This window comes from Kosakonia sp. 1610 (assembly GCF_050435845.1).
Classification (GTDB): domain Bacteria; phylum Pseudomonadota; class Gammaproteobacteria; order Enterobacterales; family Enterobacteriaceae; genus Kosakonia; species Kosakonia cowanii.
The window spans coordinates 567,364-592,738 of record NZ_JBNDKZ010000001.1; the positions used below are offsets into that span (position 1 = coordinate 567,364).

General features: G+C 51.9%; 24 protein-coding genes, 1 pseudogene and 1 other annotated feature. Of the genes and pseudogenes, 15 read left to right on the forward strand and 10 right to left on the reverse strand.

Features of this window, described 5'->3' with window-relative positions:
• Window positions 1-13: 13 nt before the first annotated feature.
• From ABIC80_RS02570 to wzzB, 8 genes are all read left to right on the forward strand, one after another.
• Complete coding sequence (locus ABIC80_RS02570; protein ID WP_429175315.1) at window positions 14-1,015, forward strand: DUF6337 family protein; 1,002 nt, start codon at window positions 14-16, stop codon at window positions 1,013-1,015.
• The gene (locus ABIC80_RS02575) at window positions 984-2,009 is read left to right on the forward strand and encodes a glycosyltransferase (protein WP_429175317.1); all 1,026 of its coding nucleotides are present in this window, start codon (window positions 984-986) and stop codon (window positions 2,007-2,009) included. The genes ABIC80_RS02570 and ABIC80_RS02575 overlap by 32 nt, the downstream gene beginning before the upstream one ends.
• 17 nt (window positions 2,010-2,026) lie before the next feature.
• Window positions 2,027-3,103: a glycosyltransferase gene (locus ABIC80_RS02580; protein ID WP_429175320.1), complete on the forward strand. Its 1,077-nt coding sequence runs from the start codon at window positions 2,027-2,029 to the stop codon at window positions 3,101-3,103.
• Window positions 3,104-3,111: 8 nt separating this feature from the next.
• Window positions 3,112-4,236 (forward strand): hypothetical protein, encoded by a 1,125-nt coding sequence (locus ABIC80_RS02585; RefSeq protein WP_429175322.1) that lies wholly within the window; start codon window positions 3,112-3,114, stop codon window positions 4,234-4,236.
• An 18-nt stretch (window positions 4,237-4,254) separates the two neighbouring features.
• A complete protein-coding gene (locus ABIC80_RS02590) occupies window positions 4,255-5,025 on the forward strand; it encodes a glycosyltransferase family 2 protein (RefSeq protein WP_429175325.1) in 771 nt (256 codons plus the stop codon).
• Window positions 5,026-5,209: 184 nt separating this feature from the next.
• Window positions 5,210-6,616, forward strand: coding sequence for an NADP-dependent phosphogluconate dehydrogenase (gene gndA, locus ABIC80_RS02595; protein ID WP_429175327.1), 1,407 nt, complete (start codon window positions 5,210-5,212; stop codon window positions 6,614-6,616).
• 266 nt (window positions 6,617-6,882) lie between these two features.
• A complete protein-coding gene (gene ugd, locus ABIC80_RS02600) occupies window positions 6,883-8,049 on the forward strand; it encodes a UDP-glucose 6-dehydrogenase (protein ID WP_429175330.1) in 1,167 nt (388 codons plus the stop codon).
• A 224-nt stretch (window positions 8,050-8,273) separates the two neighbouring features.
• Complete coding sequence (gene wzzB / locus ABIC80_RS02605) at window positions 8,274-9,257, forward strand: LPS O-antigen chain length determinant protein WzzB (protein ID WP_429175332.1); 984 nt, start codon at window positions 8,274-8,276, stop codon at window positions 9,255-9,257.
• A gap of 43 nt (window positions 9,258-9,300) precedes the next feature.
• Here wzzB and hisIE read toward each other — a convergent pair whose 3' ends face one another.
• The 9 genes from hisIE to hisL all read right to left on the reverse strand — a co-directional run bounded on the left by hisIE (window position 9,301) and on the right by hisL (window position 16,554).
• On the reverse strand, window positions 9,301-9,912 hold the full coding sequence (gene hisIE, locus ABIC80_RS02610; protein ID WP_429175335.1) for a bifunctional phosphoribosyl-AMP cyclohydrolase/phosphoribosyl-ATP diphosphatase HisIE: 612 nt from the start codon (window positions 9,910-9,912) through the stop codon (window positions 9,301-9,303).
• Window positions 9,906-10,682, reverse strand: coding sequence for an imidazole glycerol phosphate synthase subunit HisF (gene hisF / locus ABIC80_RS02615; protein ID WP_429175337.1), 777 nt, complete (start codon window positions 10,680-10,682; stop codon window positions 9,906-9,908). Before hisF ends, hisIE begins: the two co-directional genes overlap by 7 nt.
• Complete coding sequence (hisA, locus tag ABIC80_RS02620; protein ID WP_023479177.1) at window positions 10,664-11,401, reverse strand: 1-(5-phosphoribosyl)-5-[(5-phosphoribosylamino)methylideneamino]imidazole-4-carboxamide isomerase; 738 nt, start codon at window positions 11,399-11,401, stop codon at window positions 10,664-10,666. Before hisA ends, hisF begins: the two co-directional genes overlap by 19 nt.
• Window positions 11,401-11,991 carry an imidazole glycerol phosphate synthase subunit HisH gene (gene hisH, locus ABIC80_RS02625; protein ID WP_023479202.1) on the reverse strand — a complete coding sequence of 197 codons (591 nt, stop codon included), beginning with the start codon at window positions 11,989-11,991 and terminating at the stop codon, window positions 11,401-11,403. Before hisH ends, hisA begins: the two co-directional genes overlap by 1 nt.
• Window positions 11,991-13,058 (reverse strand): bifunctional histidinol-phosphatase/imidazoleglycerol-phosphate dehydratase HisB, encoded by a 1,068-nt coding sequence (gene hisB / locus ABIC80_RS02630; protein ID WP_094420912.1) that lies wholly within the window; start codon window positions 13,056-13,058, stop codon window positions 11,991-11,993. Before hisB ends, hisH begins: the two co-directional genes overlap by 1 nt.
• Window positions 13,055-14,116, reverse strand: coding sequence for a histidinol-phosphate transaminase (gene hisC, locus ABIC80_RS02635; RefSeq protein WP_124967888.1), 1,062 nt, complete (start codon window positions 14,114-14,116; stop codon window positions 13,055-13,057). Before hisC ends, hisB begins: the two co-directional genes overlap by 4 nt.
• A complete protein-coding gene (gene hisD / locus ABIC80_RS02640; RefSeq protein ID WP_429175340.1) occupies window positions 14,113-15,417 on the reverse strand; it encodes a histidinol dehydrogenase in 1,305 nt (434 codons plus the stop codon). The genes hisC and hisD overlap by 4 nt, the downstream gene beginning before the upstream one ends.
• A 53-nt stretch (window positions 15,418-15,470) precedes the next feature.
• Window positions 15,471-16,370, reverse strand: coding sequence for an ATP phosphoribosyltransferase (gene hisG, locus ABIC80_RS02645; RefSeq protein WP_023479108.1), 900 nt, complete (start codon window positions 16,368-16,370; stop codon window positions 15,471-15,473).
• Between the two features lie 35 nt (window positions 16,371-16,405).
• Window positions 16,406-16,528 (reverse strand) — a sequence feature (His leader region).
• Window positions 16,504-16,554, reverse strand: coding sequence for a his operon leader peptide (gene hisL / locus ABIC80_RS02650; protein ID WP_128484015.1), 51 nt, complete (start codon window positions 16,552-16,554; stop codon window positions 16,504-16,506). (Overlaps the previous feature by 25 nt.)
• A 175-nt stretch (window positions 16,555-16,729) precedes the next feature.
• On the opposite strand from hisL, the gene ABIC80_RS02655 reads away from it, so the two are divergent.
• From ABIC80_RS02655 to tsuB, 4 genes are all read left to right on the forward strand, one after another.
• Entirely contained in the window at window positions 16,730-17,554 is an 825-nt protein-coding gene (locus tag ABIC80_RS02655) for an SDR family oxidoreductase (RefSeq protein ID WP_429175342.1), read from the forward strand.
• A gap of 339 nt (window positions 17,555-17,893) precedes the next feature.
• A complete protein-coding gene (locus ABIC80_RS02660; protein ID WP_023479165.1) occupies window positions 17,894-19,255 on the forward strand; it encodes an APC family permease in 1,362 nt (453 codons plus the stop codon).
• Between the two features lie 175 nt (window positions 19,256-19,430).
• On the forward strand, window positions 19,431-20,486 hold the full coding sequence (gene tsuA, locus ABIC80_RS02665) for a thiosulfate utilization transporter TsuA/YeeE (RefSeq protein ID WP_023479168.1): 1,056 nt from the start codon (window positions 19,431-19,433) through the stop codon (window positions 20,484-20,486).
• Between the two features lie 16 nt (window positions 20,487-20,502).
• Entirely contained in the window at window positions 20,503-20,730 is a 228-nt protein-coding gene (tsuB, locus tag ABIC80_RS02670; protein WP_023479141.1) for a thiosulfate utilization sulfurtransferase TsuB/YeeD, read from the forward strand.
• Window positions 20,731-20,764: 34 nt separating this feature from the next.
• On the opposite strand, the gene sbcB is transcribed toward tsuB, so the two are convergent.
• Complete coding sequence (gene sbcB / locus ABIC80_RS02675; RefSeq protein WP_429175343.1) at window positions 20,765-22,189, reverse strand: exodeoxyribonuclease I; 1,425 nt, start codon at window positions 22,187-22,189, stop codon at window positions 20,765-20,767.
• Window positions 22,190-22,398: 209 nt separating this feature from the next.
• On the opposite strand from sbcB, the pseudogene dacD reads away from it, so the two are divergent.
• The 3 genes and pseudogenes from dacD to ABIC80_RS02690 all read left to right on the forward strand — a co-directional run bounded on the left by dacD (window position 22,399) and on the right by ABIC80_RS02690 (window position 25,337).
• A pseudogene (gene dacD, locus ABIC80_RS02680) lies at window positions 22,399-23,559 on the forward strand (serine-type D-Ala-D-Ala carboxypeptidase DacD).
• Between the two features lie 121 nt (window positions 23,560-23,680).
• Window positions 23,681-24,154, forward strand: coding sequence for a DNA gyrase inhibitor SbmC (gene sbmC / locus ABIC80_RS02685; protein ID WP_200580481.1), 474 nt, complete (start codon window positions 23,681-23,683; stop codon window positions 24,152-24,154).
• Between the two features lie 124 nt (window positions 24,155-24,278).
• Window positions 24,279-25,337, forward strand: coding sequence for an FUSC family protein (locus ABIC80_RS02690; RefSeq protein WP_042717279.1), 1,059 nt, complete (start codon window positions 24,279-24,281; stop codon window positions 25,335-25,337).
• The last annotated feature ends 38 nt before the right edge of the window (window positions 25,338-25,375 follow it).

The window sequence follows — 25,375 nt, forward strand, 5'->3', positions numbered from 1 at the left end:
TATTGAGATATTTATGGTTGTAATTATGAGGCATGCATATAACAATACTATTCCTGTAGTTGATGTATTGAGGGTGCCTGCTTCATTTTGTTTTGTTGTTATGTGTATGTCAATCGTAATCCTCTGCATGGCATTTAGTTTTGCGAGTGAATACGGCGTGGTAAGCGAAGAATTTGAAAACAAAATGGCATCTGGCTTTGTTGGGCATACTTTAGTATTCCTGATGATTACGCCTCCTTTTATTTATCTCGCTTATGCGAACAAGAATATTAAAAAAATAACCTTTCTGCTCTTGATTGCTCTTGTTTATTTTTGTTTGTTTTTGAAGCAAGTAAAGTCATGGATAATGATTCCATCTTTATATTTCTTTTTGATGTATATCTATTTTAATAAAATACATGCAAAAAGGTTTTTGGTTTATTCCTTTTTCGTTTCTATCCTTCTCTTTATATTTTTCTTTGCGGTTTATTATTTCAAGAGTGTAATAAGTAATCCCAATTCTGATGCTGTTGGATTGTTGGGGCAGATTTATCAACATTTTCTCTTTTATCTTTTTAGTGGTGTTGGTGCTTTTTCAGAATATTTAAAAGAAAATAACACCGCAAATTTCTCCGATTGGTCTGTTCTGGTTCTTCCTATAGTAAATATTATTAACTTTTTTTCAGGATCACCAATGGAGTCAGCTATAAATCCTGTAAATTATGTTATAAATAATGAAATGAAAAATAAATCGAATGTATTTACTATGTTTGGTACGTTATGGATGTATCTGGATTATTTTTCTTTATTTTTTTATGGGATTCTAGTTGCCTTGCAATCTATGCTTTATATTTCAAGAAGCAATGTGATTTCTTGTAGCATATATTGGCTAATAACTAGTTTTGGTTTTTTCTCTTGGTTTGAATATTATTATTTCCATTTAGCTTCGTATGAAGCTCCGCTCTATGTTCTCATATTATCAATTCTCTTTTTAGGTAAAAATAGTGAAAAGCAAATGTGCTACAATAATACTTAACTGGAATGGTTCAACGGATACTATTGCATGCATAAAAAGTATAATAGATAATCCAGAGGATCAGACTGATTTAATAATTATAGATAACAATTCAGATTGTGAGCAATATAATACATTACGCGAGTATATCTTTGGTCTTTCTGTAGTTGATACATTTGCAAACCCGTCTTTTCCTAATAATGCAGAGGTTGAACAAAGCGATTTATTTCACAAAAGATCTCTAAAAATTTATTTAATTAGAATGAAAACTAATTATGGTTTTTCTAAAGCTTGCAATGCAGGAGCTTATCTGGCTGAGCAATTAGGATACCAGTATATACTCTTCTTAAATAACGATACGGAAGTAACCGATGGCTTTCTGCAATCATTGATAGGCGAACTTGAGGCGAAGCGTGAAGTTATTGCAGTAATACCACAGATACGATATTTCCATAATAAAAATAAAATCTGGAATTGTGGTGGGGATATTAGTAAGTATGGTAATAGAAAATACTTTTACGCGAATGCAGATTATAGAAACATTAGTGATAATGTAAAAAAAATAAATATTAATTTTGCAACAGGTTGCTGTATTTTATTCCGGGCAAAAGAATTCTTAACTATAGGTATGTTTACTGAAAAATTCTTTTTTGGTGAAGAAGATATTGAGCTAGCGCTTCGTTTAAAGCTGCTCAATAAAAAAATGTTGTGTGATATGAATTCAATTATATACCACAAAGTAGGTGCAAGTATTTCAGGCGATCAATCTAAATTACTAAGAAAAGCCTATATACATTATTTGAATCGACTGGTGAATATGAAGGCTTATCTAGGGGCGAAATGGTATGTATGGATGTTGCCTTCACTTATTAAAATAATGCTCAATATTGTTCGATTAAATAAAGTTAGTGTAAGACAGTTTTTCAGGTTTATTACTGCTATCGTTCTTGATGCTTATAAAAGTGAAAGTGTAGATAAAGCAAAGTTTGAAAAAATATTAAGAGACGGCTTTTAATCGTTTGGAGTGCAATAATGAAAGCATTGTTAATTTCTTCTGCGTGTTGTATTCATACTCGAAAATGGTGCAACGGATTAGCAGAGAAAGGCTTAGAAATTCATTTGGTATCGCAACAAGTTCCTATGGATGGATATCATGAGAAAGTTATATTTCACAAACTGCCCTATAAAGGTTTAAAAGGATATCTCTTAAATAGAAATGCTTTGCTAAAAACAATTAAGGAAGTTTCTCCTGATGTCGTTAACGTGCATTATGCCTCTGGTTACGGTACGTTAGCATCAGTTGCAGGTCTGAAAAAGTTTATTATGTCTGTTTGGGGATCAGATGTATATGACTTCCCTTTTAAATCCAGGGCTCATTACAAGTTAGTTAAACATAATTTGAATAGAGCTTCGGTTATTTGTTCAACCAGCGAAGTTATGGGGGATTTCGTCAAAAGAAAATTTCCTCTTAAGTCAAATGTTACTGTAAAAATCACACCCTTTGGTGTTGATGTAAATAAATTCAAAAAAGATCAAAAAGAGAATAAAGAATGTAGTTTTACTATCGGTACAGTTAAAACGCTGAGACCAAAATACGGCATCGAAAACCTAATTAGAGCATTCGGTTCACTAGTTAGTAAAGGTTATACGAATATCCAACTCAAAATTGCAGGCAAAGGATATTTACGTCCTGATTTAGAAGACTTAACAAATCAGCTTGGCTTGGCAGATAAAGTTAAGTTTTTGGGATGGGTTGAAAATAATGAAGTTCCTCATCTTCTTAATTCTTTTGATATATATGTCGCACCTAGCTCGCTTGATAGTGAAAGCTTTGGTGTTGCCATTGTCGAGGCCTCTGCTTGTGAATTGCCAGTTATCGTTACTCGTGTTGGGGGCTTACCTGAAGTGGTGAATGATGGCTATACCGGGTTTGTTGTCGAACCAGACTCTGTAGAATCATTAAGTAAGGCAATAGAGGTATTAATGAGCGATGACAAAAAACGAATCCAGATGGGTAAAGCTGGGCGGGAAAATGTTATTAACAAATATGAATGGGATTATTGTGTCGAGAGGATGATTGAAATCTATCATAATCATCAATATAAGTAGGTCTAATTATGAAAAGAAAATGTGTGGTGGGGTCACTTAGCACTATTTTTACGCACAGTTATATCGTTGGCTTAATTAACCTGGGTTATGAGGTAGATGTTATTAATACATCAAAAAAAATAGCTTGTGATAATTACCGTGGATGCGATGTATTGAACCTTAACTTCCAAAATAACAGTGGGGTTAATTCGGAGGCTAAATCCAGGCTTAAGCTTAGTAAGTTTTTTTGCTATATATATGAGATTTATTTATTTGTCCGGGCCATTTTGTGGCGTGATAAAAGGATTAATGCCTTCTTAAAAAACAAGGACATTGATGCTTTTGTTTTTTTTTGGGGTACTTCTATACGAAAAGAGTTTTATGCAATAAAAAAAATATATAAAAACATAAAGGAAAAGCCTAAGTATATAGTTGATGTTGCAACATACCCTATTCGCGATTATGCAACCAAATCAACCCCGGGGTTTCTATTGTGGTTTGATGAGTGCTTTTTTAATTCATTCGACATGGTGCTATCACACTCTTCCTGCATGGATAATTTCCTCTCGAAAAGTATTTCGGTGGAAAAAAATCGAATAAAGCGCTTTATATGTAGTTTTCCACGCAACTCATACTATAAACAAGAAAGCATTACTACCTCTCTCATTCCAAAAAAAATGATTTTTTTAGGTACTCTGGATAATTCATCAGTAATTAATGATATTACTAAAGATGTAATTGAGTTCGCTAATGCCGGTTTTGAAATATACGTTCAGGAAAATAAAACTTTCAAAATTGAACATCCTAATGTCAACTTTTTCAAACCGTTTACATTTGAGCAAATTATTGACGGCTATCTTGCTAAGTTTTGTGCCGGGTTCGACGCTATTTTAGTTTCTTACGGTAAGATGTCAGAATTACGCGAGGAGCTTACTTATCCGACGCGGTATGCAATGGCGCTCCTACAAAACACCCCAATCTTAATTCAAAAAGGGCGATTCAAAGCTTTACAAGAGATTGCTGCTATGAATAAGCATAATTTAATTGTTTATTATTCTTCTGTGCGAGACGTTGAAAATATCAATTTGCATTTTACTGGTGCGTTGGATGTTGATTCCGAATGTATGGAAGATAAATTGCGAGTTTTATTTTAAAGTCAAGGTGTTATTAAGATGTCGTCTGGGAATCCGAAGGTTAGTATCATTACGCCTACATATAACTCTATTAACACAGTTTTAAATACTTATAATTCAATTAGGAACCAAACTTATAAAAATTGGGAGTGGCTGGTTACGGACGATTGCTCTGAGGATGGAACTCTTGATTTGTTGTCTAATCTATCTAAAAATGATGAAAGAATACGCGTCTTTAAAAACGCAGAGAACTCAGGTGCTGCTGTGACAAGAAATAATTCTCTTCGTCAGGCAACAGGGGAGTTTATAGCTTTCATCGACAGCGATGACTTATGGCTTCCAGAAAAACTTAGAAAACAAGTTGAGTTCATGAGTAACAATGAGGGTGTTGATTTTTCATTTACTGCGTATGAACTTATTGATGAAAAAGGCAATCCATTGAATCAACGTGTTGACTTACAGGGCGAGTCATTCTCTGTTGGTTATAATGATATGTTAAAGAAAAAAGCAACATTGGGATGCTCGACAGTTATACTTAAGAAAAATGCATTTCCAGATATCACAATGCCTTTACTTAGAACCGGACAGGATTACGCTTTATGGCTAAAACTGCTTAAAACTGGCAAAAAAGCTCATCTCGTTAATCAAGTGCTTATGCAGTATCGTATTTTGCCTAACTCGATATCTCGAAATAAATTTAAAAAAAGTAAAAGACAATGGTCTATCTATCGCGAGATTGAAAAGTTGCCGCTTCATCAAAGCATTCACTGCTTTTGCTATTATGTTTGGCGAGCTATATTTAGAAAGTAATTATCTGCCTCGGCGCTAAAACATCAAAGCTTCCATCTGGTTAGTTTTAGTATTTCTATATTATGACTACTCTGTTAGCTTGGTGAAATAAAGTTTATTAGCGAAGTGAATTTTGAGTTAACATCTCTGACACATTCAAGCCGCGCATACGTGGCGCGGTGACCACACCTGACAGGAGTATGTAATGTCCAAGCAACAAATCGGCGTTGTTGGTATGGCCGTGATGGGGCGCAACCTGGCGCTGAACATCGAAAGCCGTGGCTATACCGTTTCTATCTTCAACCGCTCGCGCGAAAAAACCGAAGAAGTTGTTGCCGAGAACCCAGGCAAAAAGCTGGTTCCTTACTACACCGTACAAGAATTTGTCGAATCTCTGGAAACCCCCCGCCGCATTCTGCTGATGGTGAAAGCCGGCGCGGGTACCGATGCCGCGATCGATTCCCTGAAGCCGTACCTGGATAAAGGCGACATCATCATTGATGGCGGTAACACCTTCTTCCACGACACCATCCGCCGTAACCGTGAACTCTCAGCGGAAGGCTTCAACTTTATCGGCACCGGCGTCTCCGGTGGTGAAGAGGGCGCGCTGAAAGGGCCTTCTATCATGCCTGGCGGCCAGAAAGAGGCTTACGAGCTGGTTGCGCCGATCCTGACCAAAATTGCCGCGGTAGCTGAAGATGGCGAGCCGTGCGTTACCTATATCGGTCCTGACGGTGCCGGTCACTATGTCAAAATGGTGCACAACGGTATCGAATATGGCGATATGCAGCTTATCGCAGAAGCCTACGCTCTGCTGAAAGGCGGCCTGAACCTCTCTAACGACGAGCTGGCGAAAACCTTCAGCGAGTGGAATGCAGGCGAGCTGAGCAGCTATCTGATCGACATCACCAAAGATATCTTCACTAAGAAAGATGAAGAGGGCACTTACCTGGTTGATGTGATCCTTGATGAAGCGGCTAACAAAGGTACCGGTAAATGGACCAGCCAGAGCTCGCTGGATCTCGGCGAACCGCTGTCACTGATCACCGAATCGGTATTTGCACGCTACATCTCCTCGCTGAAACAGCAGCGTGTTGCGGCCTCTAAAGTGCTCTCTGGCCCGCAGTCTAAACCGGCTGGTGATAAAGCGGAGTTCATTGAGAAAGTACGTCGCGCCCTTTATCTGGGCAAAATCGTCTCCTACGCGCAGGGCTTCTCTCAGCTGCGTGCCGCCTCTGACGAGCACAACTGGGATCTGAACTACGGCGAAATCGCGAAGATCTTCCGCGCGGGCTGCATCATTCGCGCGCAGTTCCTGCAGAAAATCACCGATGCCTATGCAGAAAACCCGGCTATCGCTAACCTGCTGCTGGCCCCTTACTTCAAGCAGATCGCTGATGATTACCAGCAGGCGCTGCGTGATGTTGTCGCCTATGCGGTTCAGAACGGTATTCCGGTGCCGACTTTCTCTGCGGCAGTTGCTTACTATGACAGCTACCGCTCTGCGGTGCTGCCGGCGAACCTGATTCAGGCGCAGCGTGACTACTTCGGCGCGCACACTTACAAGCGCACCGATAAAGACGGCGTATTCCATACGGAATGGCTGGATTAATCTGATAATCATTCCTGCGTTCTATACAAGCCCGGTTGTCGCAACCGGGCTTTTTTTCATCGAAACCGCGATAATTACGGGGATCGGGCATTTATTTTTAGGAATAAAGCCACACAAACTCAGGCAGGGCGCGCTTCGCAGCCGCTGTTTGTCTTATTGACACCCTCTCAACGGAAGAGGTAAAAACCCCAACAGTTATTGATTTAAAGCGGTGGCGATGGGATCGTCACCTCCGGTTTCATACACTGACAAAAGTTGCTTATCGAATGAAAATAACAATCTCCGGAACAGGTTACGTTGGGTTATCAAACGGGATCCTAATCGCGCAGAACCATGAAGTCGTTGCGCTCGATATTGTGCAGTCCAAAGTGGATATGCTTAATGAGAAAATTTCTCCGATCGTGGATAAAGAGATTGAGGAGTATTTACAGACTAAGCCGCTCAATTTCCGCGCAACCACGGATAAACATGACGCCTACCGCAACGCGGATTACGTCATTATCGCCACGCCGACCGATTACGATCCGAAATCCAACTACTTCAATACCAGCAGCGTAGAGTCGGTGATCCGTGATGTTCACGCTATCAACCCTCAGGCGGTGATGATTATCAAATCGACCATCCCGGTGGGCTTCACCCAGTCGATTAAAGAGAAGTTGGGCATTGATAATGTCATTTTCTCGCCAGAATTCCTGCGCGAAGGCAGAGCGCTGTACGACAACCTGCACCCGTCACGTATCGTGATTGGCGAGCGCTCAGAACGCGCCGAACGCTTTGCGGCACTGCTGCAGGAAGGCGCTATCAAACAAGATATTCCGGTACTGTTTACGGACTCCACCGAAGCAGAAGCGATCAAGCTGTTTGCCAACACCTATCTGGCAATGCGCGTTGCCTACTTTAACGAGCTGGACAGCTATGCCGAGAGCCTTGGCCTGAACACGCGTCAAATCATTGAGGGCGTCTGCCTCGATCCGCGCATCGGAAACCACTATAACAACCCCTCATTTGGTTACGGCGGCTACTGCCTGCCGAAAGATACCAAGCAGCTGCTGGCGAACTATCAGTCGGTGCCGAATAACATTATTTCGGCTATTGTTGATGCTAACCGCACGCGCAAAGACTTTATTGCTGACTCCATCCTGGCGCGCAAACCGAAAGTGGTCGGTATCTATCGTCTGGTGATGAAGAGCGGTTCGGACAACTTCCGTGCGTCGTCGATTCAGGGCATCATGAAGCGCATTAAAGCGAAAGGCGTGCAGGTCATCGTCTATGAGCCAGTGATGCAGGAAGATGAGTTCTTCCACTCGCGAGTGGTGCGCGATCTTGAAGCGTTTAAACAAGAGGCGGATGTGATTGTCTCTAACCGCATGGCTAGTGAGCTGCAAGACGTTGCAGATAAGGTCTATACCCGAGACTTATTCAACTACGATTAAGCACGAACCTAAACAAACCAAACGGCCCAAATGGGCCGTTTGTTGTTATTGAGGTTTATACTCGTGTTGTGCAATTACCAGGAGTTTGAGTGCTAAATCTGCGGATGTGCCTAAATAGTGTTCGCTAACATTTATTTACACGTAATCCTATAGCAAAAAAAGAGCGAACCGCTAAACTCGCGCTTTATCACTCTATTTTTTAGCGCTTCTAATTTAGGGTAGCTATGACAGACGAAAAGAATAATCACTCCTCAAGAGAGAGTGGTGAGGCTGGACAGATTGATTTGATTGATGTGCTGATACAGATCTGGCGTGGGAAATGGATTGTTGTTGCCACTATAGTACTCAGCTTAATTATTGCAGCTGCTTACCTGAACTTCGCAAAAGAGAAATGGACCTCTGTTGCGGTTATCAGTTCTCCAGATGCCGGTCAGATTGTTGATTATACCAGCGCCATGAGTATCCTAACCAATGACGATCATTTCGATATCAGTGGCATACAGCAACGCGTAATTGGCCGATTTAACTCAGCGTTTTCCGCTCTTTCTGAAACCCTGAATAATCAGGATATTCCTGAAAAATTAGCTATAAGTACCGCGGTCCAGGGACAACCGCTGCCGCTTAAAGTGACTTACCAGGGTTCTAGTGCGAGAGAATCCCAGCAGAAATTGGCTGAATATATCCAGCAGGTTGATGAGCTTATCGCGAAAGAGTTGATTGATGATCTTGAGATCAACATAAAGTCACGCACCGACGATCTCGTTGAATCCCTGACCACCCAGGAAAAAGTGGCGCAGGAGCAAAAAGATCTGCGTATCAAACAGATTATGCAGGCACTGTCGGTGGCAAAAGAGGCGGAAGTTCGCTCGCCGCAGGTGCAGCAGACGGAAAATGTGTCGCAGGATACGATGTTTCTGCTTGGTAGCGCCGCGCTGGAGTCGATGATCAGAAATGAATCTTCGCGTCCGCTGGTTTTTACTGACGATTACTATAAAACCAGGCAAAACCTGCTGGACCTGAAGACAATCGAGATCAAACCGGGCACGATTCACAGTTATCGCTACGTGATGAAACCCACGTTGCCGATTAAACGTGACAGCCCGCGTCGCGCACTGACAATGATTCTGGCTGTGCTTCTCGGCGGTATCATTGGTTCTGGGTTCGTTCTAATGCGAAACGCGCTGCGAAACTACCAACCGAAAGCGTAAAAAAGAAAAACCGGGCACTGCCCGGTTTTTTTATGCCCACAGCTTATTGATGCCGCGCGCGCAGGTTCTCAATCACCGTCGTCAAATCGAGATTTTGATCCTGTAGCAGCACCAGCAGGTGATACATCAGATCCGATGCCTCGTTAGTCAGCTCTGCGCGGTCGTTCACCGTTGCCGCCAGCGCCGTCTCTACGCCTTCTTCGCCAACCTTTTGCGCAATACGCTTCGTGCCGCTGGCATAGAGTTTGGCGGTGTAGGAGCTGGCCGGATCGGCGCTCTTACGCTCAGCCAGCAGTGTTTCCAGCTGATAGAGGAACAGCCACTGGTGGCTGGTGTCGCCAAAGCAGCTTGAAGTGCCTTTATGGCAGGTGGGACCAATCGGATTGACCAATACCAGCAGTGTGTCGTTGTCGCAATCAGGGGCTATCTTTACCACATTGAGGAAGTGCCCGGAGGTTTCGCCTTTGGTCCACAGGCGTCCTTTGGTGCGCGAGAAGAAGGTCACTTTGCCGCTCTCCTGCGTTTTCGCCAGCGCCTCTTTGTTCATATAGCCCAGCATCAGCACTTCGCCGGAGACCGCGTGTTGCACCACGGCGGGCAGCAGTCCGTCGGTTTTTTCCCAGTCCAGTTGGGAGAGTTGTTGCTCTGTTAACATACCCTGATCTCCACGCCCTGGCCTGCCAGGTACGCTTTTAATTCACCAATATTGATAATCTGTTTGTGGAACACTGAGGCCGCCAGCGCGCCGTCGACATCGGCGTCGCGGAAGGCTTCAAGGAAGTGTTCCATCGTGCCGGCCCCGCCGGAGGCGATCAGCGGCACGTTGCATACCTCGCGCACTTTTTTCAGTTGCTCCAGGTCGTAACCATTACGCACGCCATCCTGGTTCATCATATTCAGCACAATTTCACCGGCGCCGCGCTTCTGCACCTCTTGCACCCAGTCGAGGGTTTCCCACTGCGTCACACGCGTGCGGCTCTCATCGCCGGTATATTGATTCACGTGATATTTGCCGGTTGCGGCATCAAACCAGGTATCAATCCCCACCACGATGCACTGCACGCCAAAGCGATCCGCCAGCCGGGTAATCAGATCAGGATCGGCTAATGCAGGTGAGTTGATGGAGATTTTGTCCGCGCCAAAAGAGAGGATCTGCGCCGCATCCTCAATCGACTTAATGCCGCCCGCCACGCAGAAGGGGATATCAATCACCTCCGCCACGCGCGTCACCCAGCTTTTATCCACCACGCGGCCATCGCTGGAGGCGGTGATATCGTAAAACACCAGCTCATCTGCGCCTTCCTCGGCGTAGCGTTTTGCCAGCGGCACAATGTCGCCGATGATTTCATGGTTGCGAAACTGCACGCCTTTCACCACCTGGCCATCACGCACATCAAGACAAGGGATTATCCGTTTTGCCAGCATTGAATGGCCTCCTTCACCGTAAATTTACCTTCCAGCAGCGCACGGCCAACAATTACGCCGCCCACGCCTGTCCCGCGCAGCGCGGCGATATCATTAATGTCGCCAATGCCGCCGGAGGATTGAAACGCCACCTGCGGCCAGCGGGCGCAGATCTCTTCATACAGCGACACATTCGAGCCTGCCAGCGTGCCGTCGCGGGAGATATCCGTGCACAGCACATGACGCAGACCAACGGCAAGATAGGTCTCAACCAGCGCTTCCAGCGTCACACCGGAGTTCTCCTGCCAGCCGCTGATCGCCACCTGTTTTGTGCCTTGCTCATCAATGCGCACATCCAGCGCCAGCACCAGCTTGTCGGCGCCGAAGCGGGTAAACCAGCCTTTGACTGTTTCAGGCGATTTCACCGCCGTCGAGCCAATCACCACCCGCGCCACGCCCGCGTCGAGCAGGGCGGCAACATCCTCTTCGCTGCGCACGCCACCGCCAACCTGCACCGGCACAGTGACACCCGCCACCAGCGTTTTCAGCAAGGGGATCTGGCGACGCGCCGGATCTTTCGCACCGGTCAAATCGACGAGGTGTAACAGCTGCGCGCCCTGAGCGGCATACTCCTGCAAGCGCGGCAGTGGATCGCTGCCGTAGTCGCGCTGCTGGGCGTAATCGCCCTGATGCAGGCGCACCACGCTGCCATCAATCAAATCTAAAGCGGGAATGATCATCACATCTCCAGGAAGTTTTTCAGCAGTTGCGCGCCCGCGCGCCCGGAGCGCTCCGGGTGAAACTGCACGCCGTAGAAGTTGTCGCTCTGTACGGCGGCGGTAAACGGCTCGCCATAATCACAACGGGCGATGGTGCTGGCATTCACGGGCATTGCGTAGCTGTGAACAAAGTAGAAGTAGGCGCCATCCTCAATGCCCTGGAACAGGCGATGGCCCGCTTTCGGGTAGACCTGGTTCCAGCCCATATGCGGCAGCGGCAGCCCGACATCGTTCATTTTCGGCACCGCTTCATCAATAATGCCCAGCAGGTCGACGCCGCCATTCTCTTCGCTGAAACGCCCGAGCAACTGCATACCGAGGCAGATGCCCAGCACCGGCTGGGTGCAGGCTTTGACCAGCTCAATCAGCTCGCGCTCGCGCAGCTGATCCATCGCCGCCTGCGCGGTGCCGACGCCCGGCAGAAACAGCTTGTCGGCACGCAGCACCACGTCGGGATCGCGGCTGACCAGCGGCTCATAGCCGTGGCGCATAATGGCGGACTGCACCGAGTGCAGATTGGCGCAGCCGGTATCGAGGATCACCACATTCATCACAGCACTCCTTTTGAAGAGGGAAGGGTATCGCCCTCAACGCGGATCGCCTGGCGCAGCGTACGGCCAAAGGCTTTAAACAGGCTCTCGACGCGGTGGTGATCGTTTTTGCCCTTGGTCTTCAGGTGCAGGGTCAGCGCCATGGTGTAGGAGAGCGAGCGGAAGAAGTGCTCCACCATTTCGGTGCTCAGATCGCCGACGCGCTGATAGGTGAACTCCGCTTTATATTCCAGATGCGGGCGGCCGGAGATATCCATCGCGCAGCGGGCCAGGCACTCATCCATCGGCAGTACAAAGCCGAAGCGGTTAATGCCGCGCTTGTCGCCGAGCGCCAGCTTCAGCGCTTCGCCCAGCGCCAGGCCGGTATCTTCAACGGTGTGGTGATCGTCGATATAGAGATCGCCTTTCACCGCAATCTCCATGCGAAAACCGCCGTGGGTGGCGATCTGATCGAGCATATGGTCAAAGAAGCCGACGCCGGTATTGATCTTGCTGCCGCCTTCCCGGTCAAGCCACACCTTGACCTCAATCTGCGTCTCTTTGGTATTACGCACAACGTGTGCGTAGCGGTCGCGGCGGGTCAGCTGCTCGCCAATCATCGCCCAATTCAGGGTTTCACGGTTATAACGCAGGCCGCCAATCGCCATATTGTCCGCCAGCTCAATGTCGGTGGCGCGATCGCCAATCACGTAGCTGTTGGCGCGATCCAGCGCGCCTTCTTCCAGCCAGCGCTCGACCAGTTTCACTTTCGGTTTGCGGCAGTCGCAGTTATCGCTCGGCAGGTGCGGGCAGATCAGCACCTCTTCGAACTCTACGCCCTGGGACTGGAAAATCTGCATCATCAGGTTGTGCGGGCCGTCAAAATCCGCCTGCGGCAAGCTGCTGGTGCCAAGACCATCCTGATTGGTGATCATCACCAGTTTATAACCCGCCGCCTGCAGCTTGAGCAGCACCGGGATCGCCTGCGGCTCGAAGGCCAGCTTGTCAAATCGGTCCACCTGAAAATCAGTGGGCGGCTCGGAAATCAGTGTTCCGTCACGATCAATAAACAGGTACTTCTGGCTCATACTTGCTCCGCACGTAAAGCGTCAATGACGCGCTGGCTCTCTTCACGGGTACCAATAGTAATACGCAGACAGCCGCTTAAAGAGGGTTGCTTGTTCTGGTCTCTCAGGATAATGCCCTGATCCCACAGCGATTTAAACACCGCGCTTGAGGCGGTCATGCGCACAAGAATATAGTTGGTTTCGGAGTCGAACACCTGCTCAACGCAGGGAATATCACGCAATGCATTCACTAAGAACGCCCGCTCGGCGACGATCTGCGCCACGCGCTCACGCATTGCCGCAATGCCCTGCGGGCTGAGCGCCTGCGCAGCAATATCGGCCACCGGCGTGGAGAGCGGGTAGGGAGCAATCACTTTCATCAGCAGGGCGATCACCTCTTCATTGGCAAGGGTAAAGCCGCAGCGCAGCCCCGCCAGCGCAAAGGCTTTTGATAAAGTGCGCAGAATAACCAGGTGCGGATACTCGCTCAGCCAGCCGGCGAGGGTCGCCTGCGGGCAGAACTCAATATAGGCTTCATCGGCGATAACCAGCGCTTTACCGCGGGTCATCTCCAATAGGCTGCGCAGATCCTGCGGGTTGATAATCTGCCCGGTCGGGTTGTTGGGGCTGCAGACGTAGACCAGCTTCACGCCATCCAGTTTATCGGCGATGCCCTGCAGATCCAGCTGCCAGTTTTCACGGGCCAGCACGGTGCGGTACTCGACGCCGAAGGTTTCAGCACTGACGCTGTACATGCCGTAGGTCGGCGGGCAGAAGAGCACCGCATCCTGGCCCGGCTCGCAGAAGGCGCGGATCAGCAACTCAATCCCCTCATCAGCGCCGCGGCTTACCAGCACCTGCTCCGGCTTCACGCCCGCATACTGGGCGTAGTTATCGATTACCGCTTTCGGCTGGCACTCCGGATAGCGGTTGAGCGCGTTTTGCGACAAATCGAACGGCACTGCAGTCGGGAACTCGTTGGCGTTCAGCCAGACATCACCTTTGCCGCCAAGGCGGCGCGCCGACTGGTAGGGGGTCAGTTCGCGGACATTTTTACGCGCCAGCTCTTCAATGCTCATGCTTGCTCCTTCAGCGCCTTGACGCGCAGGGTAACGGCGTTTTTGTGCGCGGCCAGGCGTTCAGCCGCCGCCAGCGTTTCGATGGTGCTGGCAAGCTGCGCAAACCCTTCGCGCGAAAGCTCCTGCACCGTCATGCGTTTCTGGAAATCGGCCAGCCCGAGGCTGGAGCAGGTCGCGGTGTAACCATAGGTCGGCAGCACGTGGTTAGTGCCGGAGGCGTAATCACCCGCCGACTCCGGCGACCAGTCACCGAGGAACACCGAACCGGCGCTGGTAATGCTCTCTACCAGCGACCGCGCGTCGCGGGTCTGAATAATCAGGTGCTCCGGGCCGTACTGGTTTGAGATCTGCACGCACTGCGCCAGATCGTGCGCCACAATCAGCCGGCTGGCGGCAAGCGCCTGGCGGGCCGTCTCCGCACGCGGCAGGTTGGCGAGCTGGCGCTCAACGGCCTGCGCCACCCGTGATGCCATTTCGCTATCCGGGGTTAGCAGGATCACCTGCGAATCAGGGCCGTGCTCCGCCTGCGACAGCAGATCGGACGCGACAAAATCGGGCGTTGCACCGCTATCGGCAATCACCAGCACTTCGGAGGGACCGGCCGGCATATCGATTGCCGCGCCATCGAGGCGCTGGCTCACCTGGCGTTTAGCTTCGGTGACGAAGGCGTTGCCTGGGCCAAAAATTTTATCCACCTTCGGCACTGATTCAGTGCCAAGGGCGAGGGCGGCAATCGCCTGCGCGCCGCCCACCTGATAGACCGCCTGCACGCCACACAGCTGCGCGGCGTAGAGGATCTCATCGGCGATAGGCGGCGGTGAGCAGAGCACCACTTTGCGGCAGCCTGCGATGCGCGCCGGGGTCGCCAGCATTAATACCGTCGAGAAGAGCGGCGCGGAGCCGCCGGGAATATAGAGCCCCACCGAGTCAATCGGGCGGGTTACCTGCTGGCAGCGCACGCCAGGCAGCGTTTCCACATCCACGGTTGGCAGAATTTGCGCAGTGTGGAAGGTGTCGATGTTCTTCACCGCCACCGCCATTGCCTGTTTGATCTCGTCACCCAGGCGGGCGCTGGCTTCTTCAATCTGCTGCGCGGTCACTTTCAGCGCGTCGACCTGGGTTTTGTCGAACTTCGCGCTAAAGTCACGCAGGGCGTTATCGCCGCGCGCGCGCACTTCTTCAATAATCTCTGCGACCGTACGGGTAATGCTTTCGGAGGCGGAGATCGCCGGGCGCAGCAAGAGGGCGCGCTGCTCCTCTTCACTACAGCTGTTCCAGTCGATGATGGTGTTAAAGCTCATACTCTTTTTCCTTAATCTGGCAAACGGGACCGCAGGCCGCACACAGCGAGGCCTTACTCCATCATCTTCTCAATCGGCAGCACCAGAATGGAGCTGGCGCCCAGCGCTTTCAGCTTCTCCATCGTCTCCCAGAAGAGCGTTTCGCTGCTGACCATGTGCATTGCCACGCGCTGCTGATCGCCTGCCAGCGGCAGAATGGTCGGGCGCTCAGCGCCCGGCAGCAGGGCGATAACTTCGTCCAGACGCTCGCTCGGCGCGTGCATCATGATGTATTTCGACTCGCGCGCCTGAATCACGCCCTGAATACGGGTCAGCAGTTTGTCGATCAGTTGCTGTTTGGCTTCCGGCATTTCGCCGTCGCGCTGGATCAGGCAGGCTTTCGAGCGGTAGATCACTTCGACTTCGCGCAGGCCGTTCGCTTCCAGCGTTGCGCCAGTGGAGACGAGATCGCAAATCGCATCCGCCAGACCGGCACGCGGGGCGACTTCAACCGAGCCATTCAGCAGGCAGGATTTGAACGACACGCCTTTCTGATCGAGGTAGCGTTTCAGCAGGTGAGGGTAGGAGGTAGCGATGCGTTTGCCATTGAGCGACAGCGGGCCGTCCCAGGCTTCATCCACCGCCGTTGCCAGTGACAGGCGGCAGCCGCCGAAATCGAGGCGGCGCAGCGTGAAGTAGCGCGGATCTTCACCCTGTGCGCGGCGGGTCAGCAGCTCTTCTTCTAAAACGTTTTCGCCAATAATGCCGAGGTCGACCACGCCATCCATCACCAGGCCCGGAATATCGTCATCGCGTACACGCAGAATATCGATCGGCATATTTTCCGCGAGGGCAATTAAGCGCTGGGTGTGCAGGTTGATCTTGATCCCGCAACGGGCCAGCAGTTCGCGTGAATCGTCACTAAGACGGCCGGATTTCTGAATAGCTATGCGTAAACGCGAGTTATCTAACATTCTGTTGTCCTCTGTAATCCTGCTAAAAATTGTCCAAAAAAAAGCCCCCGGAAGGCGATCTTCCGGGGGCTCTCTTTGCGTTCATGCACCACTGGAAGATCTGACTCTCTTCCAGCACACATCGCCTGAAAGACTAGTCAGGGTGATGGTGATGATGGTGGTGTTTAAATGGAACGCGGTTCATAAAATTCTCGATGAATGCTTATTCATATGTTGGCAATTACCGTAAACCAGGTTGGTCGTTGAAGGCAAGGGCTTTTTTTTATGATTAAATCATTTCATATAGGTTCTGTGAATTGTCACTGACAGAGCGCTGGCGTAGCCTAATGGTATTCGCAGGTTGTAAGCAGGGGAGAGGCATGAAAAAAGTCGCAATTGTCGGATTAGGCTGGTTGGGGATGCCGCTGGCGCTCTCATTAACCGCGCGGGGCTGGCACGTGACCGGCAGCAAAACCACGGAAGATGGCGTCGAGGCGGCGCGCATGTGCGGTATCGAAAGCTATCTGCTTAAGCTCGAACCTGAACTGGTGTGTGACCCGGACGATCTCGATGCGCTAATGAATGTCGACGCGCTGGTGATCACGCTACCCGCCCGGCGCAGCGGCCCCGGCGAGGAGTTCTATCTGCAGGCGATGCAGGAGATTGTCGACAGCGCGCTGGCGCACCGCATTCCGCGCATCCTCTTTACCAGTTCAACCTCGGTCTACGGCGATGCGCCAGGCACCGTTAAAGAGACCACGCCGCGCCAGCCGATGACCGCCAGCGGGCGCGTGCTGAAGGAGCTTGAGGACTGGCTGCACAATTTACCGGGCACTCAGGTCGACATCCTGCGTCTGGCAGGATTAGTTGGACCATCCCGCCATCCGGGGCGCTTCTTCGCCGGTAAAACCGCGCCGGATGGCCAACTTGGCGTTAACCTGGTTCATCTCGAAGATGTGGTTGCCGCTATTACGCTGCTGCTGCAGTCGCCAAAAGGTGGGCACATTTATAATATCTGCGCACCCGCGCATCCGACGCGCGAAACCTTCTATCCGGCAATGGCGCGTAAGCTGGGTCTGCCAGCGCCAACCTTTACCGATTCGCCCGCAGAAAAGCGCGGCAAAGTGGTAGATGGCAGCCGCATCTGTTCTGAACTAGGCTTTGAATATCTCTACCCCGATCCGATGCAGATGCCTCTGGAGTAGGGATTTTTAGCAAAAAATGCGATTAGCAGGATTAATGATCAAGCTGGCGTTTAAAAATCAAACGGTTAGACATCATTAATTTCTATGGCGGCCTGCATTGTATTGTCATTGTGCTTCAACCTGGTGCAGAATATGCCGCTGCAAAAAATAGAGAAGATTAACCGACGTTCAACGCGTCGGTTATTTTTTTGCAAGCAAAACGTCATTCAATAAAAGAGGCCGGGCTTCGTACCGGATAGATACACATTTAAAAACCGACAGTCGTTGTCGCTGAGGAAAGAACACAAATGGGGCAATATTTTGCATTTGCGACGGCCGCCGCCGTTCTGGGGGAAAGCCATGTCGCATAACGTTACTCCAAAAACCTCTCGCGTGGAATTACGTAAGACCCTTACGCTGATTCCGGTTGTAATGATGGGCCTTGCCTATATGCAGCCGATGACGCTGTTCGATACGTTTGGTATCGTCTCCGGCCTGACCGATGGTCATGTGGCAACCGCCTACGCGTTTGCCCTGGTCGCTATTCTCTTTACTGCCCTGAGCTACGGTAAACTGGTTCGCCGTTTCCCGTCGGCGGGCTCCGCCTATACCTATGCGCAGAAATCCATCTCCCCTGCCGTGGGCTTTATGGTGGGCTGGTCATCGCTGCTGGACTACCTGTTCATGCCGATGATCAACATTCTGCTGGCGAAAATTTACTTTGAAGCGCTGGTGCCTTCTATTCCGTCGTGGCTGTTCGTGGTGGCGCTGGTGGCCTTTATGACCATCTCCAACCTGCGCAGCATTAAGACCGTGGCGAACTTCAACACCCTGATCGTGATCCTGCAGATGGGCATCGTTGCCGTCATCGTCGGGCTTATCATCTACGGTGTGTCGCACGGCGAAGGCGCAGGCACGCTGACCAGCACCCGTCCGTTCTGGTCCGAAGGGGCGCACGTGGTGCCGATGATCACCGGTGCGACGATCCTCTGCTTCTCGTTCCTCGGCTTCGACGGCATCTCTTCGCTTTCTGAAGAGACCAAAGACGCCGAGCGCGTCATTCCGCGCGCGATCTTCCTCACCGCACTGCTGGGCGGCGTGGTCTTTATCGTGGCCTCTTACTTCCTGCAGCTCTACTTCCCGGATATCTCGCGCTTTAAAGATCCGGACGCGTCGCAGCCGGAAATCATGCTCTATGTTGCGGGTAAAACCTTCCAGTGGGGCGTGCTGATTTTCTCAAGCGTTACCGTACTGGCATCCGGTATGGCGGCACACGCGGGCGTTTCCCGTCTGATGTACGTGATGGGCCGCGACGGCGTCTTCCCGACCCGTTTCTTCGGCTACGTACACCCGAAATGGCGTACTCCGGCATGGAACGTGCTGCTGGTTGGCGCGATTGCGCTGCTGGCGATTAACTTCGATCTGGTCACCGCCACTGCGCTGATCAACTTCGGTGCGCTGGTGGCCTTCACCTTCGTTAACCTGTCGGTGATCTCCCAGTTCTGGATCCGCGAGAAGCGCAACAAAACGCTGAAAGACCACTTCAACTACCTGGTGCTGCCGGTCTGCGGCGCGCTGACGGTCGGTGCGCTGTGGGTTAACCTTGAAGAGAGCTCGATGGTGCTGGGCCTCATCTGGGGCGCGATTGGTCTGGTTTACCTGGCCTGCGTGACCCGCAGCTTCCGTAACCCGGTGCCGCAGTACGAAGATATCACTCAGTAAGATCTGCTCAGACAGATAATGAAACCGGAGGCCACGCCTCCGGTTTTTTTTCGCCTCCGCTCTTCCACCCGCCGCTAATAACAAAACACCCTATGCTAGACCATTTTGTTATTGGTTCCCGCCCGGCTGCTTGTGAATAATTTGCGATCTTGTTTTTCCGGACGCTATTACCGTTATGTTCTCAATGATTGTAAGTGGATTGATCTGCGGCGCGCTGCTCGGCTTTGTGATGCAGCGGGGCCGTTTCTGCCTCACCGGCGGCTTTCGCGATATGTACATCGCGAAAAATAACCGCATGTTTTATGCCCTGTTGATCGCGATTGCGATCCAGAGCGTGGGCGTTTTCGCCCTGATTCAGGCGGGTGTGGTGCAATATGACGCTGGCGCTTTCCCGTGGCTTGGCACCGTGGTGGGCGGCTATATTTTTGGGCTTGGCATCGTCTACGCAGGCGGTTGTGCGACCGGGACCTGGTATCGCGCCGGGGAAGGGTTGATCGGCAGCTGGATTGCGCTCTTTACCTATATGGTGATGAGCGCGGTAATGCGCTCGCCGAACGCAGCGGGCCTCAACCAGCTGTTGAAAACCTACAGCACCGAGCACAACTCAATCGCCGAGACCTTTGGCTTCTCCGTCTGGCCGCTCGTTGTGCTGCTGGTGGCGGTGACGCTGTGGGTGGTTGCCAAAGAGCTGCGCAAACCGAAGCTGAAAGTTGCCTCACTGCCTCCGCGCAGAACTGGTCTTGCACACATTCTGTTTGAGAAGCGCTGGCATCCGTTTGTCACCGCCGTGCTGATCGGCCTGATTGCGCTGCTGGCATGGCCGCTGAGCGAAGCCACCGGGCGCATGTTTGGTCTTGGCATCACCTCGCCGACCGCCAATATTCTGCAATTTTTGGTGGCAGGCCAGAGCAAAGTGCTGAACTGGGGCGTCTTCCTGGTGCTGGGTATCTTCCTGGGATCGCTGATTGCCGCGAAAGCCAGCCGCGAGTTCCGCGTGCGCGCCGCCGATGCGCAAACCACGCTGCGCAGCGGCTTTGGTGGGCTGCTGATGGGTGTGGGTGCCAGCATGGCGGGCGGCTGCTCCATCGGTAATGGTCTGGTCATGACAGCGATGATGACCTGGCAGGGGTGGATCGGTCTGGTATTTATGATCCTTGGCGTATGGACCGCGTCATGGTTTTTATATGTTCGTCCACAGCGCAAAGCGAAGCTTGCCGCGGCTGTGGCCTAAATAAACAGGAGCTGTTATGGCAGTTAAAAAACTCGATGTGGTAACGCAGGTATGCCCGTTCCCACTGATTGAAGCAAAAGCGGCGCTGGCAGAGATGCACAGCGGCGATGAACTGGTGATTGAGTTCGACTGCACCCAGGCGACGGAAGCGATTCCTCAGTGGGCGGCAGAAGAGGGGCACACCATTACGGATTACCAGCAGGTGGGTGATGCCGCCTGGAGCATCACCGTCCAGAAGGCGTAAGCCGCAGGCCCTCCCGCGCACGGGAGGGCAACGTTCAGACAATCTCTTCGGCGTACTGCCACAGCGCTTTCAACAGCGCCTGTTTCTCACTGTCCCCATCATACTGCTGGAACAGCGCCTGCAGCTCTTCGGCATAGCGTTGTAAAAACTCCGGCGTAAAGATCTCGCGGCGATGCGCCAGCCAGCGCTGCTGCTCCTCTTCATCAAGCGTGCCGGGGAAGTTGCGCGCCCGGTAGTTAAACAGCAGTTTCTCAATGCGCGCATCGGCAAAGGTGATATCCAGCGCCGGTAAGTTGCGCGGCTCGGTCTCAAGCAGGATTTTCATGGCGGCGCGGTCGGCATCGCTGAAAAAGCCGTTGTAGATCTGCGCGTCGACATTCTCCGACGGCACAAACGGCTCCGCTTCGGCGAAGATCGCCAGCACTTTCTCGCGTACCTGCGGATGGTCACGCAGGATCTGTAAATTATCGAGACAGCGCTGGCGGTCGATACCGAGCCGCTCGGCATCCTCTGGCCGCAGCGTATTAGCCTGCGCCAGCACCGGGCACTTGTTCAGATGCACCAGCTTAACCGGCACCGCCGCGTCATCGCCCAGCTCGCTCTTCGGCGTATAGAGGCGCTCACGCAATGTATCAGCGTCCAGCTCCAGCAGCGGCGACATATCGCCCGCCAGATCGACCATAATCACCGCGTTACGGTTTTCCGGATGCCACGCCAGCGGCGCAACCCAGCTGGTGTTGCCGCGCGCCGCGCCAAACATGCCAGAGACATGCACCAGCGGCTTCATCTGCGGCACATCAATCAAGGTTGCCAGCTTCTGCTTGCTGCGATGGCTATAGAGATAGGCAAACAGCTTCGGCTGCTTCGCTTTCACCAGCTGCGCCATGGCGATGGTGGCATAGACATCCGCCATCGCATCGTGGGCGTTGCTGTGCTCAATGCCGTTTGCTTTGGTCAGGTGCTCAAGGCGGAAACTCGGCAGACCCTCTTCATTCTCCGGCCAGTTGATCCCCTCCGGGCGCAGGGCGTAGCAGGCGCGCATCACATCCAGCAGATCCCAGCGGGAGTTGTGGTTTTGCCAGCTCCAGGCGTAGGGATCGTAGAAGTTGCGGTAAAAAATATTGCGCGTCACTTCATCATCAAAACGGACGTTGTTGTAACCCACTACGCAGGTATTTGGCACGGTGAAGAGGTCGTGAATGCGTTTGGCAAACGCCGCTTCATTTTCACCTTTGGCGCGCGCCACCTGCGGGGTAATGCCGGTGATCAGCACCGCTTCAGGCTGGGGAAGATAGTCATCGGCGGGTTTGCAGTAGAAGACTTCCGGCTCGCCGATGGTCGTGAAATCGGCATCGGTGCGCAGCGCGGCGAACTGCGCCGGGCGATCCAGCGCGGGGCTGGTTCCGAAGGTCTCGTAATCATGAAAAAGAAATGTCGGGGTTGCCGGGGAATCAGACACCAGAAGCTCATCCTGTCAGAAAGTATGCCGACTATGGTAAACCATCGTCGCCCGTGTGCCGAAGAAAAACCGCGTCAGCTTACGGCGCAACTCGCAAAAACAGGGGCTTAAAAATGATTTATGTCACATTTCTTTGCAATTTTGCCAAGTAACGACACACGAAGTTCCGTACAAAGGACGCCCCTTTCCGATGTATTGAGGATATTTCATTGAAACGCCGTTTGTTTGCTGCTTCATTGTTGGCGGTGAGCGTCCATTGCGCTCAGGCCGACGACCTCCCATTTGCCCCTCAGCCCCCGGCAGTACAGGCCGGATCATGGGTATTGATGGACTACACCACCGGGTAAATCTTAACTGCGGGGCAAGAGCATCAGCAGCGTAATCCGGCGAGTCTCACCAAATTGATGACCGGCTATGTCGTCGACCGTGCCATTGATAGCCATCGCATCAGTGCGGACGACGTAGTTACAGTCGGCAAAGATGCCTGGGCGCAGGGCAACCCGGTGTTTGCCGGCTCGTCATTGATGTTCCTTAAGCCGGGCGATCGCCTGACGGTGCGCGATCTGAGCCGCGGGCTGATTGTCGATTCCGGGAATGACGCCTGCGTGGCGCTGGCGGATCACGTCGCCGGTGGGCAGCCGCAGTTCGTGGCGATGATGAACGACTACGTGCAGAAGCTGAATCTGCGTGATACCCATTTTGAAACGGTACATGGCCTGGATGCGCCGGGGCAGCACAGCTCGGCCTACGATCTGGCGGTGTTATCGCGCGCCATTATTCACGGCGAGCCGGACTTCTATCATATGTACAGCGAAAAGAGCCTGACGTGGAACGGCATCACCCAGCAGAACCGCAACGGGCTGTTGTGGGATAAAAGCCTGAACGTCGATGGGTTGAAGACCGGCCACACCTCCGGTGCGGGCTTTAACCTGATTGCCTCAAGTGTTGATGGTCAACGCCGTTTGATCGCGGTGATCATGGGCGCGGACAGCCCGAAAGGGCGCGAAGAGCAGGCGCGCAAGCTGCTGCACTGGGGTCAGCAGAACTTCGATACGGTTGAGATCCTGCGTAACGGCAAAAAAGTGGGCAGCGAGCGCGTCTGGTATGGCGATAAAGAGCAGATTGCTGTCGGCACCGATGAGGATCGCTGGCTGGTGCTGCCGAAAGCGGAGCTGCAAAACATCAAAGCGAAATATGTGCTGGACAGCAAAGAGCTGGAAGCGCCGCTTGCCGCCCATCAGCGCGTCGGTGAAATCCAGCTTTATGACCGCGATAAAGTGATTGCCAAAATGCCGCTGGTGACGCTGGAGAGCGTTGGCAAAGGCGGGCTCTTCTCCCGACTGAGCGACTACCTGCACCACAAAGGGTGACCATCGCGCGGGCAGAGTGGCAGGCTTGCGAGTCTGCTCGCATAATTGACGCGTGCGGCAAGCCTGATGGTCGCCGGGTAGATATACTGTACAGACAAACAGTAACGCGCAGGAGGTCACGATGGGCTACAAGGTTAAGCAAGCAGAGCAGCGCCGTATCGCCGGGTTTCATCTGGTGGGGCCGTGGGAAGAGAAGGTGAAGCAGGGCTTCCAGCAGTTGCTGCTGTGGGTCGAGCATAACCAGATCCAGCCGCTGGAGTGGGTCAGCGTCTATTACGATAACCCCGATGAAGTGCCGCCGGAAAAGCTGCGCTGTGATGTCGCCATCACCGTTGAGCGCGACTTCCAGGTGCCTGTTAACAGCGCAGGCGTTATCACCACCGACATTCCCGGCGGTCATTACGCGGTGATGAGCGCGCGGGTCTACAACGAAGATTTTGAAGGCAGCTGGAATCTCTTTTTTGACGAGCTGTTGGGTGACACCTCGGTGCAGATTGGTGCCGGTCCCTGTTTTGAGATCTACCAGAACGATGGCAAGGGCGACGGTTTCTGGGATATCGAAATGTATATCCCCGTCGAGCCGAACGCCCACTAAAGCCGGGCAGGGCAAAAAAGGCCGCGAGAGTGATGCTGGCGGCCTCTTTTTTTGTCCTGACAGGGCATTGGCAGGAAAAAATACCGCTACAATTGCGCCTTTCTTTTTGACCCGGAGCCTGGCTGTGCGTCGCGACAAATCCCTCAGCCCGTTTGAAATTCGACTTTATCGCCACTACCGCGTGGTGCACGGCGTGCGCATCGCGCTGGCGTTTATTCTCACCTTTTTGCTTATCCGCCTGCTCAATGTGCCGGAGGGCACCTGGCCGTTGATTACGCTGGTGGTGCTGATGGGGCCTATCTCCTTCTGGGGCAACGTGGTGCCGCGCGCCTTTGAGCGCATCGGCGGCACCATTTTCGGCGCGCTGCTGGGGCTGGTGGCGTTAAAGCTGGAACTTTACTCTCTGCCGCTGATGCTGCTGTGGTGCGCCGCCGCCATGTTTCTCTGCGGCTGGCTGGCGCTCGGCAAAAAGCCTTACCAGGCGCTGCTGATTGGTATCACCCTTGCGGTCGTCGTGGGTGGGCCAAGCGGCGATATGCATACGGCGCTGTGGCGCGGTGGCGATGTGATTATCGGTTCGCTCCTCGCCATGCTCTTTACCGGCATCTGGCCGCAGCGCGCCTTTTTGCACTGGCGCATTCAGATGGCGAACTACGTCACGGCCTTTAACCGCGTCTACCAGGGCGGTTTCTCACGCAACCTTGTGGAGCGGCCACGGCTGGAAAAGCATCTGCAAAAAATCCTCAACGACGTGGTGAAAATGCGAGGGCTGATTACCCCCGCCTGTAAAGAGACTCATATCCAGAAAGCGATCTTCGAAGCTATCCAGACCGTCAGCCGCAATATGGTCTGCATGCTGGAGCTGCAAATCAACGCCCACTGGAGTTCGCGCGCCAGCCATTTCGTGATGATTAACGCCAGCACGCTGCAAGAGACGCAGCAGATGACGCAGCAGACGTTGCTCACCATCGCTCACGCGCTCTATGAGGGCAACCCGCAGCCGATCCTGGCGAACACGGAAAAGCTTAACGATATCGTTGCTGAACTGCGGCAGTTGATTGGCGAACATCAGGGTGATGCGGTGACGGAAACCTCCATTCACGGCTATGTCTGGCTCAGCATGGAGCTGGCGCGCCAGCTGGAGTTGTTATCGCATTTGATCTGCCGGGCGCTGCGCAAATAAACGGCTAATAACACCCTCGTGCTGCCAGGTTGTTTCGA

What these genes read in the sequence shown, in the direction of transcription:
- hisF (WP_429175337.1), bottom strand. Translation starts at nt 10,682, where the DNA reads ATGCTGGCAAAACGGATAATCCCTTGTCTTGATGTGCGTGATGGCCAG.
- hisD (WP_429175340.1), bottom strand. Translation starts at nt 15,417, where the DNA reads ATGAGCTTTAACACCATCATCGACTGGAACAGCTGTAGTGAAGAGGAG.
- ugd (WP_429175330.1), top strand. Translation starts at nt 6,883, where the DNA reads ATGAAAATAACAATCTCCGGAACAGGTTACGTTGGGTTATCAAACGGG.
- hisB (WP_094420912.1), bottom strand. Translation starts at nt 13,058, where the DNA reads ATGAGCCAGAAGTACCTGTTTATTGATCGTGACGGAACACTGATTTCC.
- ABIC80_RS02570 (WP_429175315.1), top strand. Translation starts at nt 14, where the DNA reads ATGGTTGTAATTATGAGGCATGCATATAACAATACTATTCCTGTAGTT.
- wzzB (WP_429175332.1), top strand. Translation starts at nt 8,274, where the DNA reads ATGACAGACGAAAAGAATAATCACTCCTCAAGAGAGAGTGGTGAGGCT.
- hisH (WP_023479202.1), bottom strand. Translation starts at nt 11,991, where the DNA reads ATGAATGTGGTGATCCTCGATACCGGCTGCGCCAATCTGCACTCGGTG.
- ABIC80_RS02585 (WP_429175322.1), top strand. Translation starts at nt 3,112, where the DNA reads ATGAAAAGAAAATGTGTGGTGGGGTCACTTAGCACTATTTTTACGCAC.
- ABIC80_RS02590 (WP_429175325.1), top strand. Translation starts at nt 4,255, where the DNA reads ATGTCGTCTGGGAATCCGAAGGTTAGTATCATTACGCCTACATATAAC.
- hisG (WP_023479108.1), bottom strand. Translation starts at nt 16,370, where the DNA reads ATGTTAGATAACTCGCGTTTACGCATAGCTATTCAGAAATCCGGCCGT.
- ABIC80_RS02655 (WP_429175342.1), top strand. Translation starts at nt 16,730, where the DNA reads ATGAAAAAAGTCGCAATTGTCGGATTAGGCTGGTTGGGGATGCCGCTG.
- sbmC (WP_200580481.1), top strand. Translation starts at nt 23,681, where the DNA reads ATGGGCTACAAGGTTAAGCAAGCAGAGCAGCGCCGTATCGCCGGGTTT.
- hisA (WP_023479177.1), bottom strand. Translation starts at nt 11,401, where the DNA reads ATGATCATTCCCGCTTTAGATTTGATTGATGGCAGCGTGGTGCGCCTG.
- ABIC80_RS02580 (WP_429175320.1), top strand. Translation starts at nt 2,027, where the DNA reads ATGAAAGCATTGTTAATTTCTTCTGCGTGTTGTATTCATACTCGAAAA.
- ABIC80_RS02660 (WP_023479165.1), top strand. Translation starts at nt 17,894, where the DNA reads ATGTCGCATAACGTTACTCCAAAAACCTCTCGCGTGGAATTACGTAAG.
- hisIE (WP_429175335.1), bottom strand. Translation starts at nt 9,912, where the DNA reads ATGTTAACAGAGCAACAACTCTCCCAACTGGACTGGGAAAAAACCGAC.
- tsuB (WP_023479141.1), top strand. Translation starts at nt 20,503, where the DNA reads ATGGCAGTTAAAAAACTCGATGTGGTAACGCAGGTATGCCCGTTCCCA.
- tsuA (WP_023479168.1), top strand. Translation starts at nt 19,431, where the DNA reads ATGTTCTCAATGATTGTAAGTGGATTGATCTGCGGCGCGCTGCTCGGC.
- hisC (WP_124967888.1), bottom strand. Translation starts at nt 14,116, where the DNA reads ATGAGCATTGAAGAGCTGGCGCGTAAAAATGTCCGCGAACTGACCCCC.
- gndA (WP_429175327.1), top strand. Translation starts at nt 5,210, where the DNA reads ATGTCCAAGCAACAAATCGGCGTTGTTGGTATGGCCGTGATGGGGCGC.